The 15,862-nt window shown below is 54.4% G+C and carries 16 protein-coding genes; 12 read left to right on the top strand and 4 right to left on the bottom strand.

Translation table 11 applies throughout. The annotated features are described in order from the left end of the window. Positions 1 to 69 precede the first annotated feature (69 nt). The 6 genes from yrfG (at position 70) to ACI2J2_RS21645 (ending at position 4,727) form a co-directional block, all read left to right on the top strand. Complete coding sequence (gene yrfG, locus ACI2J2_RS21670) at positions 70 to 747, top strand: GMP/IMP nucleotidase (protein WP_209639149.1); 678 nt, start codon at positions 70 to 72, stop codon at positions 745 to 747. After that, complete coding sequence (gene hslR, locus ACI2J2_RS21665) at positions 748 to 1,155, top strand: ribosome-associated heat shock protein Hsp15 (protein WP_209639151.1); 408 nt, start codon at positions 748 to 750, stop codon at positions 1,153 to 1,155. Between the two features lie 25 nt (positions 1,156 to 1,180). Next, positions 1,181 to 2,059, top strand: coding sequence for an Hsp33 family molecular chaperone HslO (gene hslO / locus ACI2J2_RS21660; RefSeq protein ID WP_404760834.1), 879 nt, complete (start codon positions 1,181 to 1,183; stop codon positions 2,057 to 2,059). Positions 2,060 to 2,255: 196 nt separating this feature from the next. Beyond that, on the top strand, positions 2,256 to 3,875 hold the full coding sequence (gene pckA / locus ACI2J2_RS21655) for a phosphoenolpyruvate carboxykinase (ATP) (protein WP_112364261.1): 1,620 nt from the start codon (positions 2,256 to 2,258) through the stop codon (positions 3,873 to 3,875). Positions 3,876 to 3,993: 118 nt separating this feature from the next. Further along, the gene (locus tag ACI2J2_RS21650; RefSeq protein ID WP_209639157.1) at positions 3,994 to 4,251 is read left to right on the top strand and encodes a FitA-like ribbon-helix-helix domain-containing protein; all 258 of its coding nucleotides are present in this window, start codon (positions 3,994 to 3,996) and stop codon (positions 4,249 to 4,251) included. Then, the gene (locus ACI2J2_RS21645; RefSeq protein WP_404760833.1) at positions 4,248 to 4,727 is read left to right on the top strand and encodes a type II toxin-antitoxin system VapC family toxin; all 480 of its coding nucleotides are present in this window, start codon (positions 4,248 to 4,250) and stop codon (positions 4,725 to 4,727) included. Before ACI2J2_RS21650 ends, ACI2J2_RS21645 begins: the two co-directional genes overlap by 4 nt. A gap of 23 nt (positions 4,728 to 4,750) precedes the next feature. On the opposite strand, the gene envZ is transcribed toward ACI2J2_RS21645, so the two are convergent. Together envZ and ompR are read right to left on the bottom strand one after the other, a co-directional pair. Further along, positions 4,751 to 6,121 carry a two-component system sensor histidine kinase EnvZ gene (gene envZ / locus ACI2J2_RS21640; protein ID WP_209639161.1) on the bottom strand — a complete coding sequence of 457 codons (1,371 nt, stop codon included), beginning with the start codon at positions 6,119 to 6,121 and terminating at the stop codon, positions 4,751 to 4,753. Then, positions 6,118 to 6,837, bottom strand: a complete 720-nt coding sequence (ompR, locus tag ACI2J2_RS21635; protein ID WP_004709363.1) for a two-component system response regulator OmpR — start codon at positions 6,835 to 6,837, stop codon at positions 6,118 to 6,120. Before ompR ends, envZ begins: the two co-directional genes overlap by 4 nt. Before the next feature lie 416 nt (positions 6,838 to 7,253). On the opposite strand from ompR, the gene greB reads away from it, so the two are divergent. The 5 genes from greB to ACI2J2_RS21610 all read left to right on the top strand — a co-directional run bounded on the left by greB (position 7,254) and on the right by ACI2J2_RS21610 (position 13,714). Further along, entirely contained in the window at positions 7,254 to 7,727 is a 474-nt protein-coding gene (greB, locus tag ACI2J2_RS21630) for a transcription elongation factor GreB (protein ID WP_209639163.1), read from the top strand. A gap of 157 nt (positions 7,728 to 7,884) precedes the next feature. After that, entirely contained in the window at positions 7,885 to 10,215 is a 2,331-nt protein-coding gene (locus tag ACI2J2_RS21625; RefSeq protein WP_265556040.1) for a Tex family protein, read from the top strand. 648 nt (positions 10,216 to 10,863) lie between these two features. Continuing rightward, positions 10,864 to 11,088: a ferrous iron transporter A gene (gene feoA / locus ACI2J2_RS21620; RefSeq protein WP_209639167.1), complete on the top strand. Its 225-nt coding sequence runs from the start codon at positions 10,864 to 10,866 to the stop codon at positions 11,086 to 11,088. Positions 11,089 to 11,159: 71 nt separating this feature from the next. After that, positions 11,160 to 13,475 carry a Fe(2+) transporter permease subunit FeoB gene (gene feoB, locus ACI2J2_RS21615; RefSeq protein WP_209639170.1) on the top strand — a complete coding sequence of 772 codons (2,316 nt, stop codon included), beginning with the start codon at positions 11,160 to 11,162 and terminating at the stop codon, positions 13,473 to 13,475. After that, the gene (locus ACI2J2_RS21610) at positions 13,475 to 13,714 is read left to right on the top strand and encodes a FeoC-like transcriptional regulator (RefSeq protein ID WP_209639172.1); all 240 of its coding nucleotides are present in this window, start codon (positions 13,475 to 13,477) and stop codon (positions 13,712 to 13,714) included. Before feoB ends, ACI2J2_RS21610 begins: the two co-directional genes overlap by 1 nt. Before the next feature lie 44 nt (positions 13,715 to 13,758). Here the strand turns inward: ACI2J2_RS21610 and ACI2J2_RS21605 are convergent, their stop codons facing one another. Continuing rightward, positions 13,759 to 14,043, bottom strand: a complete 285-nt coding sequence (locus tag ACI2J2_RS21605) for a YdgH/BhsA/McbA-like domain containing protein (RefSeq protein WP_209639174.1) — start codon at positions 14,041 to 14,043, stop codon at positions 13,759 to 13,761. A gap of 247 nt (positions 14,044 to 14,290) precedes the next feature. Then, entirely contained in the window at positions 14,291 to 15,085 is a 795-nt protein-coding gene (gene bioH / locus ACI2J2_RS21600; protein ID WP_209639176.1) for a pimeloyl-ACP methyl ester esterase BioH, read from the bottom strand. Positions 15,086 to 15,126: 41 nt separating this feature from the next. Between bioH and gntX the strand changes: the two genes are divergently transcribed. Next, entirely contained in the window at positions 15,127 to 15,810 is a 684-nt protein-coding gene (gene gntX / locus ACI2J2_RS21595) for a DNA utilization protein GntX (RefSeq protein WP_404760832.1), read from the top strand. Positions 15,811 to 15,862 lie beyond the last annotated feature (52 nt).

Below are 15,862 nucleotides of genomic sequence, written 5' to 3'. Positions count from 1 at the left end.
CTGTCATCTGCTTATGTTAGGCTATCCACTGTTCCTGCGGACCGCAGGCGGTTCGCCTATGGAGTTTTCATGGTTCCCAAATTTGACTGGTCAGAGATTGATACCGTACTGCTGGATATGGACGGTACTTTGCTCGATCTGGAGTTCGACAGCCACTTTTGGCTCAGTCTGGTGCCACAAGCCCTGAGCGAGCAGCGCGCGATTCCCTTTGAAGAAGCGCGTAGCATTATCCATCAGGAATATCTGGCGGTGCAGCACACCATGAACTGGTACTGCTTCGACTACTGGAGTGAGCGGCTGGATCTTGATATTTACCGCATGACCAGTGAAGTGGGCAGCCGCGCCCGTCTGCGTGAAGATACCGAACCGTTTTTACAGGCATTACGTGCGGCAGGTCATCAGACTATTTTGTTGACCAACGCCCATCCACACAGCCTGGCGGTAAAAATTGAGCATACCGGTTTAGATCGACACCTTGATTTATTACTTTCTACCCACACATTTGGTTATCCGAAAGAAGATCAGCGTTTGTGGCAGGCAGTACAGCAGCACACCGGTTTCGATCCTCAGCGCACGCTGTTTGTCGACGACGGTGAACCCATTTTGGATGCGGCCCGCACCTTCGGCATTCGCTACTGCCTGGGCGTACAAAACCCGGACTCCAGCATGGCGGAGAAAACCTTCCAGCATTACCCGTCAATGCGCGATTACCGCCTATTGATTCCGGCGCTGGCCAAGGGGGAGTGAATGAAAGATAAAGAAACACGTGAGGACAGCGTCCGGCTGGACAAATGGCTTTGGGCGGCACGTTTCTACAAGACCCGTGCGCTGGCGCGGGACATGATCGATGGCGGCAAGGTGCACTACAACGGACAGCGCGGAAAGCCGAGCAAGCTTGTTGAGCTCAACGCCGAGATCAAATTGCGTCAAGGTAATGAAGAACGCACGGTGATTGTACTGGCGTTAAACAGCCAACGGCGTGGCGCCGACGAGGCGCAGCAAATGTATCAGGAAACTGAGACCAGCATCGCCAACCGAGAAAAAGTGGCGCTCGCACGCAAGATGAATGCGCTGACCATGCCGCATCCGGACAGACGTCCAGACAAGAAAGAGCGGCGTGACCTGATTAAATTTAAATTTGGTGAGCAGGAATAAACCCTCACCGCAATGAGAGAAAACTATGTCTAACCATGACCAATTGCACCGTTACCTGTTTGAAAACTACGCGGTGCGCGGTGAGCTGGTTACCGTCAGCGAAACCTATCAGCAGGTTCTGAACAACCATGACTACCCGGCTCCGGTAAAAAAACTGCTGGGTGAACTGCTGGTAGCCACCAGCCTGCTAACCGCCACCTTGAAGTTCGACGGCGACATCACCGTGCAATTGCAAGGCGACGGCCCGCTGAAACTGGCGGTGATTAACGGCAACAACCGCCAGGAAATGCGCGGTGTAGCTCGCGTACAAAGCGAAGTCGCCGATGACAGCACGCTGCACCAGATGATCGGCAATGGCGTCATGGTGATCACCATCGCACCAACCGAGGGTGAACGCTATCAGGGCGTGGTGGCACTGGAAGGTGACACACTGGCGGAATGCCTCGAAGCCTACTTCCGTCAGTCAGAACAGCTGCCAACCCGTCTGTTCATCCGTACCGGTGAATCCGAAGGTCAACCGGCCGCAGGCGGCATGCTGCTGCAAGTGTTGCCAGCGCAGGACGGCAATGCCGATGATTTCGATCATCTGGTGCAACTGACCAACACGGTGAAAAGCGAAGAGCTGTTCGGCCTGCCCGCCAACGAAGTGCTGTATCGCCTGTACCATCAGGAAGAAGTCACCTTGTATGAACCGCAAGACGTGATCTTCCGTTGCACCTGTTCACGTCAGCGCTGCGCCGATGCATTAATCACGCTGCCAGCGGAAGAAGTGGCTCAGATGCTGGAGCAAGATGGCAACATTGATATGCACTGCGATTATTGCGGCAATCACTATGTCTTCGATGCCATGGATGTGGCCGCTTTGTACACCGGTAACACCGGCGAAAGCGACCAGTTGCACTAAGTAGCACCTCATATCGGCGGGCGCACCCAGCGCCCGCCTGCTCACGCCGTTTGCACGTTTGCTTTTTTCCGTGTGCTATCTCTCATAACGTAACGAAAAACCGACTAAAACGTTAATTATTTGATACCTATCGCGGTTACTCGCGGCTGAATCCCTACAATTGGCGCCAGAAATTCTGTGACCAAGGAGTAGTGACATGCGTGTTAAAGGTATAACCCCTCAGGATCTGGCCGCTTATGGGATTCATAACGTTGGCGAAATCGTTCACAACCCGAGTTATGACTTGCTGTTCAAGGAAGAAACAGACCCATCTCTGGAAGGTTTTGAGCGTGGGGTCGTAACCAAGCTGGGTGCTGTATCCGTCGACACCGGTATTTTTACCGGCCGTTCCCCGAAAGATAAGTACATCGTCCGTGACGACATCACCCGCGACACCGTCTGGTGGGCCGATCAGGGTAAAGGTAAAAACGACAACAAACCCCTTAGCCCGGAAACCTGGGCAGACCTGAAACAACTGGTCACCACGCAACTCTCCGGCAAACGCCTGTTTGTAATGGATACCTTCTGCGGCGCCAATGCCGACTCCCGTCTGAAAGTCCGCTTTATTACCGAGGTTGCCTGGCAGGCGCACTTCGTTAAAAACATGTTCATCCGCCCGACCGACGAAGAACTGCAGGATTTCGAGCCAGACTTCGTTGTCATGAACGGCGCCAAATGCACTAACCCGAACTGGCAGCAACAGGGCCTGAACTCGGAAAACTTTGTCGCCTTCAACCTGACCGAACGCATGCAACTGATTGGCGGCACCTGGTACGGCGGCGAAATGAAAAAAGGTATGTTCTCTATCATGAACTACCTGTTGCCGCTGAAAGGCATCGCCTCCATGCACTGCTCGGCCAACGTGGGCGAGAAAGGTGACGTGGCCGTATTCTTCGGCCTGTCCGGCACCGGTAAAACCACCCTGTCTACCGATCCAAAACGCCAACTGATTGGCGATGACGAACACGGCTGGGATGACGACGGCGTGTTTAACTTTGAAGGCGGCTGCTACGCAAAAACCATCAAGCTGTCTGAAGAAGCGGAGCCGGATATCTATCACGCCATCAAACGCGATGCGCTGCTGGAAAACGTCGTCGTTCTGGCTGACGGCACAATAGACTTCAACGACGGGTCGAAAACCGAGAACACCCGTGTTTCCTACCCGATCTATCACATCCAGAATATCGTGAAGCCGGTTTCCAAAGCGGGCCATGCCACCAAGGTGATCTTCCTGACCGCGGATGCTTTCGGCGTATTGCCGCCGGTATCTCGCCTGACAGCTAACCAGACTCAGTACCACTTCCTGTCTGGCTTTACCGCCAAACTGGCCGGTACCGAGCGTGGTGTAACCGAGCCTACCCCAACCTTCTCCGCCTGCTTCGGCGCAGCCTTCCTGTCGCTGCACCCAACGCAGTACGCTGAAGTGCTGGTGAAACGCATGCAAGCGGCTGGCGCTCAGGCTTACCTGGTCAATACCGGTTGGAACGGCACCGGCAAACGCATCTCCATTAAGGATACTCGCGGCATTATCGACGCGATCCTCAGCGGTGAAATCGATAAGGCAGAAACCATTACTCTGCCTATTTTCGACCTGGCGATGCCAACCTCACTACCAGGCGTTAACCCGGATATCCTGGACCCACGCGCCACTTACGCCAGCATTGAGCAATGGCAAGAGAAAGCACAGGATCTGGCCGAGCGTTTTGTCACCAACTTTGACAAATACACCGACACCCCAGCGGGCGCAGCCCTGGTCAGCGCCGGTCCAAAACTGTAATACCTTCTTTTAGAGCTTCAGCTAAGGCGTGGATACCACGCCTTTTTTTTGATGGTTGTTTTTAGCCAGGCCAAAGTGGTAATAATGCAGTGCAATCATTGATAGCAAAGGGGGGTCAATGGCGACCATAACCGTTAGAAATCTGGACGACGAAGTAAAGGAGTTACTGCGGATCTCGGCAGCGAAAAACGGCCATTCCATGGAAGAGGAAGCACGAATGATTCTGAAACAGGCCTTAGTGAAACAACCACCGCGCTATGGTTTGGGCACCTGGATGCATCAACACTTTGCCGAGTTGGGCGGTGTTGAACTGGAGATCCCGCCGCAAGATGAAACGCCACCCCGCACGGCCACCTTTGACGACGACCAGGTATGATTATTCTCGATACCCATGTGATTGCAGAAACGTTGCGCCCCAACCCACACTACAACGTCCTCACATGGCTGAATGAAAAAGACAACGATGAACTTTATCTGAGTGCGATAGTTCTCGCCGAGTTATTCGGTGGCGTTGCCTGTATGCCCGATGGGAAACGGCAGCGCATACTCAAACATAAGCTGGCGGAGGCGGTACAGATAAGATTTGACGAGCAAACTCTGCCCTTTGATACACTCTGCGCACTGCAATATGCGGAACTTATGGGTAAAAATCAGCGTGAGGGCCGGTTAATGAGCAGGGTGGATACTCAAATTGCCGCGACCTGCCTGCATTACGGTGCCGCCCTGGCCACGCGTAATACCAAAGACTTTATCCATTGCGGAATTGAATTAATCGACCCTTGGCAGGCCAGTACAGACCGTCGTCTGCATGAAGATGCGGCGGAATACTACGTCATGAGCAGAAAACCCTGACAGGGCAGCTTCACTGTCAGGGATTAGGCGTTGTCTTTTGCTGCCTGATGCCCGTTAGACGACTCTTTTCTCTCCATCGGTAACGGAATATACGCCCTGATCAACAGCCCGCCACGTTCGCTGGTGCCTATTTCCAACGCGCCATGGTGCCCATCTATAATGCGCTGAACGATAGCCAAGCCCAGACCGGTGCCACTGGTACTACGCGCGCTGTCACCGCGGACAAAGGGTTGCAGCAGATGTTTCAACTCTTCAGGTTTAATGCCTGGGCCGTCGTCTTCCACCTGGAACCAACCGCGTTGCAGTTCACGACCGCTGCTGACTTTGATCCAGCCGTTGCCGTAACGTGCCGCATTCACCACCATGTTGACTGCCGCGCGCTTGATCGACAACGGATGCACATTCATCATCAGTTCACCCGGTGCCATGGCCGTTTCGATAACCCGCTCATAACCACTCTCGGCCGCGACCACTTCGCCCAGAATGCCATTCAGATCGCAGAGCTCCGTTTGCATTTCCTGGCCGGTGCGCAGGTAATCAATAAACTGCTCAATGATGGCATTACACTCTTCAATGTCTTTATTGATCGACTCCGCCAGATAACCGTCTTCGGCGCTCATCATCTCGGTGGCCAGGCGAATGCGCGTCAGCGGTGTGCGCAGATCGTGGCTGACCCCCGCCATCAACAGCGTACGGTCATCCGCCAGCTGCTTGACGCCCGACGCCATCTGATTAAAAGCCCGCGTGACCGAACGCACTTCGGATGCGCCATACTCACGTAACGGCGGGGGAATAATGCCTTTGCCGACCTGCAAAGCGGCGTGCTCAAGTTCAACCAGAGGACGGTTCTGAATGCGTATAAACAGCCAAGCGCCACCTATCGCCAGCAGCATGATCGCCAGGGTATAACGGAACAGCGGCGAGAAATCGCCCTGGTGAATTTCAGTTAACGGGACACGAACCCAAATATCCGGCTGCAACCACGTCTTCAGCCACACGACCGGCGAGTTCTTGTTCACTTCCACACGAACGTCGGTCGGCCCACCCAGTTGCTGTGCCATTTGCTGACTGAGGAATTGATAGTGCTGCGCCCAGCGCAGACCGCTCTCCTCCGCCGCCGAGTTGGTGTAGAGAGAAATTCCCAGTTCGCGATAGATTTCGCGGCGGAATGCCGGTGGCACTTCCAGCAAGGTGCCATCCTCCAGTTGCAGCCGGTCAGTCATCAGCATACGAACTTCGTAGGCCAATACCTTGTTGAACTGCTGCAGACTGGGCAAGATGGCAAAGTTTAGCACCACCAGATAGGTCGTCACCAAGCTGACGAACAGCAAGGTGACGATCAAGAGCAGGGTTCGGGCAAACGAGCTACGCGGTGAAAAGCGCAATCGCCTCATGCCTTGCTGCCGTCCGGGACGAAGACGTAGCCAAGACCCCAAACGGTCTGGATATAACGTGGATGCGCGGGATCTTCCTCAACCATGCGACGCAGACGAGAAATCTGCACGTCGATGGAGCGTTCCATTGCACTGTATTCACGACCACGAGCCAGGTTCATCAGCTTATCGCGTGAAAGCGGCTCACGCGGATGGCTTACCAGCGCTTTGAGCACGGCAAACTCACCGCTGGTCAACGGCATCGGCTCGTCTTCGCGGAACATTTCGCGGGTACCCAGGTTCAGTTTGAATTTGCCAAAGGCTATCACCGCCTCTTCTTGTGAAGGGGCGCCCGGCAGTTCATTGGCCTGACGGCGTAAAACCGCACGGATACGGGCCAGAAGTTCACGCGGGTTGAACGGTTTTGGAATGTAATCGTCGGCACCAATTTCCAGGCCAACGATACGGTCGACTTCTTCACCTTTGGCGGTCACCATAATGATCGGCATAGGGTTGCTTTGGCTGCGCAAACGACGGCAGATGGAAAGCCCATCTTCGCCAGGCAGCATCAGGTCCAACACCATCAGGTGGAAGGATTCACGTGTCAGCAAGCGATCCATTTGCTCAGCGTTGGCGACACTGCGAACCTGAAAACCCTGTTCGGTTAAATAACGCTCTAAAAGCGCACGCAGGCGCATGTCATCATCGACGACCAGAATCTTATGATTCTCTTGCATTGTATTACTCCCAAAGGCTTTATTGCCTGACGTGAATATTGTTAAAAAACCCTGTCATTTCGGACAGCGTTTAATGGTATATATTCTAGACGAAATTGTTACAAAGCTTATTCTTTTGCCCATTTATCAACAATTTTCATCAAAATGCCCGCGAAGGTTCGCCAAAATCCCGATGCTCATTGGTTAAATTTATGATCGCTGTCTCTTCGCCCAACGGGCACGCCCGGTATTTGATTCGCAGTGTAACTCAGCCAGCGCGATAAGAAACGCGAGCGCCAGCAATTTTGCGCACTGCGGATGGTTGAACTCACATTTCTTTATGCAACGGCAGCCTACAGCCCGGCGTGAGTTTGTGCGACACTCTGCCAACGCAATGACTCCCTTCCCTTTGATATGCTCATGAAGGCGGAAAAACGATGAGAACGCAGCTGATAACCCGTGAAGGTTATGACAAGCTAAAACAGGAACTGGATTTCCTCTGGCGCGAAGAACGGCCCGAAGTCACCAAGAAAGTGACCTGGGCAGCCAGCCTCGGCGACAGAAGTGAAAACGCCGATTATCAGTACAACAAGAAACGGCTGCGGGAAATCGACCGCCGGGTGCGTTACCTGACCAAATGCCTCGAGCAATTGAAGATTGTCGATTACTCACCGCAACAAGAAGGCAAAGTGTTCTTTGGCGCCTGGGTTGAAGTGGAAAACGAGGGCGGTGAAATTAAACGATTCCGCATCGTCGGCTATGACGAGATTTTTGGTCGCCGCGATTACATCTCCATCGACTCACCCATGGCCCGCGCCTTATTGAAAAAAGAAGTGGGTGACGCTGCCACCGTCAACACCCCTGTGGGTGATGCATTGTGGTATGTGAACGAGATTGAGTACGTTAAATAAGATTTCAGTTTTATCCGAGCGGTCGCCCACCGCCGCAGTACAGGCCGCTTTGCGCGTCATGACTACCGAGAGGCGGCCTGCTCCACTGGCATTTTCCCCGATCAATCCGTATAACTGTCCCCCTGTTTACTCACCGTTCTCAACAGATACCAGACTTATGAATGACCCACTGAGCCGCATTATTGCAACAGAACTGCAGGCCCGGCCGGAGCAAGTTGACTCCGCCATCCGTCTGCTGGATGAAGGTAATACCGTGCCTTTTATTGCACGCTATCGTAAGGAAGTCACCGGGGGTTTGGACGATACCCAACTGCGCCAGCTGGAAACCCGCCTGGGTTATCTGCGTGAACTGGAAGACCGCCGTCAGACCATCCTTAAATCGATCGACGAGCAGGGCAAACTGACCGAACAGCTGGCGGGGGCGATCACCGCCACGCAAAGCAAAACCGAACTCGAAGACCTTTACCTGCCCTACAAGCCCAAGCGCCGCACCCGCGGTCAGATCGCGATAGAGGCCGGCCTGGAGCCTTTAGCGGACACATTGTGGCAGGACCCTCAGCAGCAACCAGAACAACTGGCCGAAGGTTACGTTGACGCAGACAAAGGCGTTGCAGACGTGAAAGCCGCCCTCGACGGCGCGCGTTATATCCTGATGGAACGCTTTGCCGAAGATGCTGCATTGTTGGCCAAGGTGCGTAACTACTTGTGGAAACACGCACATCTGGTCTCCAAAGTGGTGGAAGGCAAGGAAGAGGCTGGCGCCAAGTTCCGCGACTACTTCGATCACCACGAACCTATTTCTCAGGTGCCGTCACACCGTGCGTTGGCGATGTTCCGTGGCCGCAACGAAGGTGTACTGCAACTGGCACTGAATGCCGATCCCCAGTTTGAAGAAGCCCCGCGCGAAAGCCAGGCGGAGCAAATCATCATCAGCCACCTCGATCTGCGCCTGAATAACGCCCCGGCGGATGCCTGGCGTAAAGCGGTGATCAACTGGACCTGGCGCATCAAGGTGCTGCTGCATCTGGAAACCGAACTGATGAGTACGGTGCGCGAACGTGCGGAAGACGAAGCGATCAACGTCTTCGCCCGTAACATGCATGATCTGCTGATGGCGGCACCTGCCGGCATGCGCGCCACCATGGGGCTGGATCCCGGCTTGCGTACCGGCGTAAAAGTCGCCGTCGTGGATGCGACCGGCAAGCTGGTCGCCACCGACACCGTCTACCCGCACACCGGTCAGGCCGCTAAAGCCGCCGCGATCGTCGCTGCACTGTGTATCAAACATAAAGTGGAGTTGGTGGCTATCGGTAACGGTACCGCATCACGCGAGACCGAGCGTTTCTACCTTGACCTGCAACAGCAGTTCAGCGAGGTCAAAGCACAAAAGGTGATCGTCAGTGAAGCTGGCGCTTCGGTGTACTCCGCTTCCGAGCTGGCGGCGCTGGAGTTCCCTAACCTTGACGTTTCGCTGCGTGGTGCCGTCTCCATCGCCCGCCGTCTGCAAGATCCCCTCGCCGAACTGGTAAAAATCGACCCGAAATCCATCGGCGTCGGCCAGTATCAACACGATGTCAGCCAAAGCCAATTGGCGAAAAAGCTGGATTCCGTCGTCGAAGACTGTGTAAACGCCGTCGGTGTCGATCTGAATACTGCCTCCGTGCCGCTGCTGACCCGTGTGGCTGGCCTGACACGCATGATGGCGCAAAACATCGTTACCTGGCGTGATGAGAACGGCCGCTTCAGTAACCGTGAACAACTGTTAAAGGTCAGCCGTCTGGGGCCAAAAGCCTTTGAGCAGTGCGCTGGCTTCCTGCGCATCAACCACGGCGATAACCCTCTGGATGCCTCAACGGTTCACCCGGAAACCTACCCCGTGGTCGAACGCATTCTGGCCGCCACCCAGCAAGCGCTTCAAGATCTGATGGGCAACCCGACTGCCGTACGTAACCTGAAAGCCGGCGACTTCACCGATGAGAAGTTCGGTGTGCCGACGGTAACCGACATCCTGAAAGAGCTGGAGAAGCCGGGCCGCGACCCGCGTCCTGAATTCAAAACGGCGACCTTTGCCGACGGCGTTGAAACCCTCAATGACCTACAGCCGGGAATGATTCTGGAAGGTTCGGTCACTAACGTCACCAACTTCGGTGCCTTTGTCGATATTGGCGTTCACCAGGATGGCCTGGTGCACATCTCCTCACTGGCGGACAAGTTTGTCGAAGATCCACATACCGTGGTGAAAGCCGGCGACATCGTTAAAGTGAAGGTGATGGACGTTGACCTGCAGCGCAAACGTATCGCGCTGAGCATGCGTCTGGATGAGCAACCGGGCGAAGGGTCTCCGCGCCGGGGCGGCAATACCGCACCGGCCAAAGACAATGCAACCCGTGCACCGGCTAATAAGGCCAAGCCGCGTGGCGGCAACACACCTGCGGGCAACAGCGCAATGGGTGATGCACTGGCGGCAGCATTTGGCAAAAAAGGCTAAAGACGCCGCAAATTTGAACGACCAAAGGTACCAAGGGCGGAGTTAACTCCGCCCTTTCCCGCAAAAATATCCCCCAGCCTTTTTTGACCCGCCTCAATAAAGCTGCAATTTTTTTGATCTTCCCGGCGGAAATAATATTCGGGTGCATTACGCCATAAAAGAGTGGTGAATAGCCATTTGTTAACATCGTTATTAACACCGCGTTCTCATTTCAGTATTTCCCTGCGAAACACAAATGGTTACTGCTCGTATTCAGCCCGAGAAATGTTGCCAAATAAATACGGATTTTGACGCTGTCGGATCAAAGCTGCCTAATCTGTCGCTAATTTTTTCAAAGTAGAAAAAAACGCTGCAATTACGTAACTGATTTAACTCGCCATTCGCATTTGCACCCCACGAAACCGGGTGATAAAAGAGTCCTGCCAGGCAACCCTGAGCGCTAAATGTGATCGCTACAACCTTTGGTTACCAATACCCCTATTTTTTGTATTGAATACGATAATTATTCTCACTATTATTATTTTGCGTGTTCACTGCATAGCCTCATGGATTGAAAACGTCGGTAACCCTGTGTGGTTACTGCGGCATTTCCTTTAGAACGTTCTTTTATCATCACCAGCCCAATAACAAGGGCTCAGAGAAGGTTATATGCATCTTCTGCCTAAACGGTCATATAAGATTGCCGGCTTCGCTACTGACATTGGCCCCGCTTATCGCCAGAAACTTCTCTCACTCGGCATGCTACCGGGGTCGTCATTTGAGGTCGTCCGCGTCGCGCCATTGGGCGACCCGATAGAAATCAAAACTCGCCGCGTCAGCCTGGTGCTGCGTAGAAAGGATCTGGCCTTGATTCTGCTCGACGGCCAATCCTGATCCTGAGCCATTTTGCCTTGGCCATGCGCATCGCCTGGCCCAATTTCCATTGACTGATATCACGCTAAATTATGAAAAAACTCACTATTGGCTTAATAGGCAACCCCAACTCCGGTAAGACTACGCTGTTCAACCAGCTTACCGGGGCGCGCCAGCGGGTCGGTAACTGGGCAGGCGTGACGGTAGAGCGTAAAGAGGGCCTGTTCACTACACCACAGTCACAGGTCAAACTGGTTGATCTTCCCGGTACCTACTCTCTGACCACCATCTCGGAACAAACCTCACTCGATGAGCAAATCGCCTGCCACTACATTCTCAGTGGCGACGCCGATTTGCTGATCAACGTGGTCGATGCGTCCAACCTGGAGCGTAACCTGTACCTGACGCTGCAACTGTTGGAACTGGGTATTCCCTGCATTGTCGCGCTGAATATGTTGGATATCGCCCGAAGCCAAAAGATTGAGATTGATATCGCTGCGCTATCTGCCCGCCTTGGCTGCCCAGTGGTACCGCTGGTGTCCACCAAAGCCGACGGCATTGGTGTGCTCAAGCAAATGATCGACAATCATCAGTTCAACGAATTAAAAGCGCTGGTGAACTACCCGCAGCTCCTGCTAAAAGAAGTGGCAACGCTGACCGATGCCATGCCGCAAACCCTTCCAAACGAGCAACGCCGTTGGTTGGCCCTGCAAATGCTGGAAGGCGATATCTACAGTCATACCTTAGCCGGTCCTGCGGCTGCACTGCTGCCGGCCGCTCGGCAGGCGCTCCAACAGCAACATCAGGAAGACCCGGCACTGGTAATAGCCGATGCGCGTTATCAGTCGATTGCCTCCCTGTGTGACGCGGTCAGCAACTCACAACACGCCATGCCAAACCGCCTGACCGAAGCATTGGACAAGGTGATCCTGAATCGCTGGCTGGGCGTGCCTATCTTCCTGCTGGTGATGTATTTGATGTTCCTGCTGGCGATTAACCTCGGCGGCGCCCTGCAGCCGATTTTCGATATCGGCTCGGCAGCGATCTTTATCCAGGGCATTCAATGGCTGGGTTACACCCTGCATTTCCCTGAATGGCTGACCATTTTCCTGGCTCAGGGCGTCGGCGGCGGTATCAACACCGTGCTGCCACTGGTGCCGCAAATCGGCATGATGTACCTGTTCCTGTCTTTCCTCGAGGATTCCGGCTATATGGCACGGGCGGCATTCGTGATGGACCGCTTGATGCAAGCGCTCGGGCTGCCGGGCAAATCTTTCGTGCCCCTGATTGTCGGCTTCGGCTGCAACGTGCCATCCATCATGGGTGCCCGTACGTTGGATGCGCAGCGGGAGCGTTTAATTACCATCATGATGGCCCCGTTCATGTCCTGCGGTGCCCGATTGGCGATCTTCGCCGTGTTTGCTGCCGCCTTCTTTGGTCAGGACGGCGCAGGCGTGGTGTTCTCACTGTACATGCTCGGCATTGTGGTCGCGATCCTTACCGGATTGGTGCTCAAATACACCATCATGCGTGGGGAAGCGTCTCCCTTCGTCATGGAACTGCCGGTTTACCATGTCCCACACTTGAAGAGCCTGCTATTGCAGACCTGGCAACGCCTGAAAGGCTTCGTGCTGCGCGCAGGTAAAGTGATCGTGATTGCCAGTATCTTCATTGGCGGCTTGAACAGCTTTTCGTTCAGCGGCAAGCCGGTAGATGACATCAATGATTCCGCGTTGGCGTCGGTATCCAAGGTGCTGACACCGCTGCTGCAGCCAATGGGCGTACATAACGATAACTGGCAGGCCACCGTCGGTCTGGTGACCGGTGCTATGGCAAAAGAAGTTGTGGTCGGCACATTGAACACCCTGTACACCGCCGAGCGCATCAATAATACCGAGTTTGATGCCGCTAACTTTAATCTGTTGGACGAACTGGGCGGTGCGGTGGAAACCACCTGGCAGGGTCTGAAAGACACGTTCAGCCTGAGCGTACTGTCCAACCCGATTGAGGCGAGTAAGGGTGACGGGGAAATGGACGTCGGTTCAATGGGGGTGATGAGCAGCAAATTCGGTTCCGGGGTTTCCGCCTACAGTTACCTGATTTTTGTGCTGCTGTACGTACCTTGCGTCTCGGTGATGGGAGCCATCGCCCGTGAGTCCAGCCGCGGTTGGATGACGTTCTCCATTCTCTGGGGGCTGAATATCGCCTACTCGTTGGCCACGCTATTTTATCAAACCGCCACTTTTGCCCAGCACCCGCAGTACAGCCTGACGGCAATCACCATTGTGGTGCTGTTCAATCTGTTGATCTTGTTTGGCCTGCGTCGCGCTCGCAGCCGGGTCACCGTGCGTCTGGGCAATGCTACCCCAGCGGCCTGTTGCCAGGGCAGCAAGGGTGACTGTCACTGATGGCAAGCCTGTTGCAGATCCGCGATGCCTTGGCGCTGCATGGCAGCGTGCAGGCGCTGCAGCTCAGCCGTCAGTTGGCAACCCCATTGCCGCTGGTGCAGGCCATGCTGGAACGGTTAATGGCGATGGGTAAAGTGGAGCGTATTGAGCAAGATAACAGCGCCTGCCTAAGCGGTAGTTGCAAAAGCTGTCCGGAAGGCCAGGGGTGCAGTACGGTGGTGTATCGTCTGAAGAAGTGAAGATTGGGGCGCAGCACAAAGGCGCGCCCCTTCTTAATCAATCGTTATTTCTTGTCTTTGTACACGTCAGCGATAGCGCTGAACTTGCCGTGCTCACGACCTGCCAGAATAACGTAATATTGACCACCTTTTTCATCGGCCAGTTTGGACAATTCCTCTTTCGCATCCATCGGCGACGTGGTTTGGGCGGTGGTGGTTACGGTACCCACTTTCTCGTATTTACCTGGGTTCTTGTCCAGATCTTCCTTGGTCAGCATGGTTGCTGCCAGGGTGCTGAAGGACACTGAACCCACAACCAACGCGGCAATAATCATTTTCAAAGATTTCATTACAATACCTCTCAATGGATAATTTATTTATTATGAAAGCCGTCCAGAGTAAATGCGTAATAACACCGGCTGCCGCGACATCTTCAGACCTCGTTGCTTTCCCTGACGAGAGCCGTTTTCCCAGAGACGAAACGTCAAAATGAAAAAACCGTGAGCGTTTTTTTCATTTTCCAGCCAACGCAGTTACCCCCCTAAGTATTGAACAGGTTTATTTTTTATCCACTAAGCGGCTCTTTTTTTTAGCGCTTTATTGTGCGTTTTGGCGTCGGATCCCGTTTTCAGCCACAAAGGTGCAAATAATTTCTGCGAACTCATCAGGATGGGAAATAAATGGCGCATGGGCCGCTTTCGCAATGATGACAGAGGGCGAGTGCGGCCACATGACATCCAGCAAACCAGCGACTTTACGTGGCACCAACCCATCCAAATAACCGTAAATGCGTAGTAATGGGAGCGTCAACCCCGCCAGCGGCTCGCGAAAATCGGTGGTACGCAGCATCTCCAACCCGCCGTTCAGAACCTCAACGCCAGGCATCGGCTGGTCAAGCACCACAGACTTCAACAAGCGGGCATCCTGCCGCGCGCTTTCCGTACCCAGCGTTTGTAATGCCAAGAAACGCTCTACGGTACGCTGAAAATCTTGCCCCAGCTGATGCTGAAAACCACTCAACACGTCAGGGCGGATCCCTGGCCAGTCTTCCTGAGCCGCAAAGCATGGCGAAGACGCCACGGTAATCAGCCCACGTACCCGTTGCGGCTGCATGAGCGCAATCTGGCTGGCCACCAGCCCGCCGAGCGACCAGCCTAGCCACCAGGCATTTGCCGGGGCGGCAGCTAACAGGGTCTCTGCCATCTGCTCAAGCGACATAGCCCCAAAACCTTGGCTACGGCCATATCCAGGCAGATCAACCAGATGCAGGCGAAAATGCGGCGTCAGTCGCTCTAGCATGCAACTCCACACCTGCGCATTCAGCCCCCACCCGTGCAACAGCACAAGATCGCGATCCCCTTCACCTAGGGTTTGCCAGTACAACGCAGTCATCAGTTATTGTCCTTCATTCTCATCCGTCAGGGAGGACGGCTATGCTATCAATCCAAAGCCGTTGTTGGCTATGCCGACAACCACTACGCCTTCATTGTCACGGCATCTGCAGCTACTGCCTGCGTCATTTACCCACCAAACCGCTTTGTTGTCCACGTTGCGGCCTGCCTGCAGGTGACACCGTGCGGCCCTGCGGTCGCTGCCTGCAACAACCTCCCCCCTGGCAGTCACTGGTGTTCGTCGGCGACTATCAAGCCCCGCTGCGCCAGTTGATCGGAAAATTCAAGTTTCAACACACACCAGAACTGGCCCCGCTGTTAGCACGGCTAATATTACTAAACTGGCAACAGGCACATCGAGAGCAATATCTGAACAGACCCGATGTCATTTTAGCTGTACCCTTACAGGCAAAACGTTGTTGGCAGCGCGGCTATAACCAGAGCGACCTCCTGGCACGGCCTTTGGCCTACTGGTTAGGGTGCGACTATCGCCCCGCGGCCCTGAGCCGGGTACGTAAAACCGCACCACAACAGCACCTGCCGGCTCGTGTGCGGCGGCGCAATTTGCGCGGTGCATTCCGCTGCAATGAACCCTTGATGGGTCGGCATGTTGCTTTGTTGGATGATGTGGTCACGACGGGCAGCACGGTGGCGGAAATCGCTAAGCTACTACAGCGGCAGGGCGTTGCATCAATACAGATCTGGTGCGTTTGCCGCACGTTGTAGTGCCACGGCAATGGGCGTATTATAACCTAGTATAGAAGTCAACTATTTGAAC

This window comes from Serratia sp. NPDC087055 (assembly GCF_044900985.1).
Taxonomy (GTDB): domain Bacteria; phylum Pseudomonadota; class Gammaproteobacteria; order Enterobacterales; family Enterobacteriaceae; genus Serratia.
The sequence above is the reverse complement of the archived record's forward strand: the minus strand, read 5'-3'. Positions and strand labels throughout refer to the sequence as shown.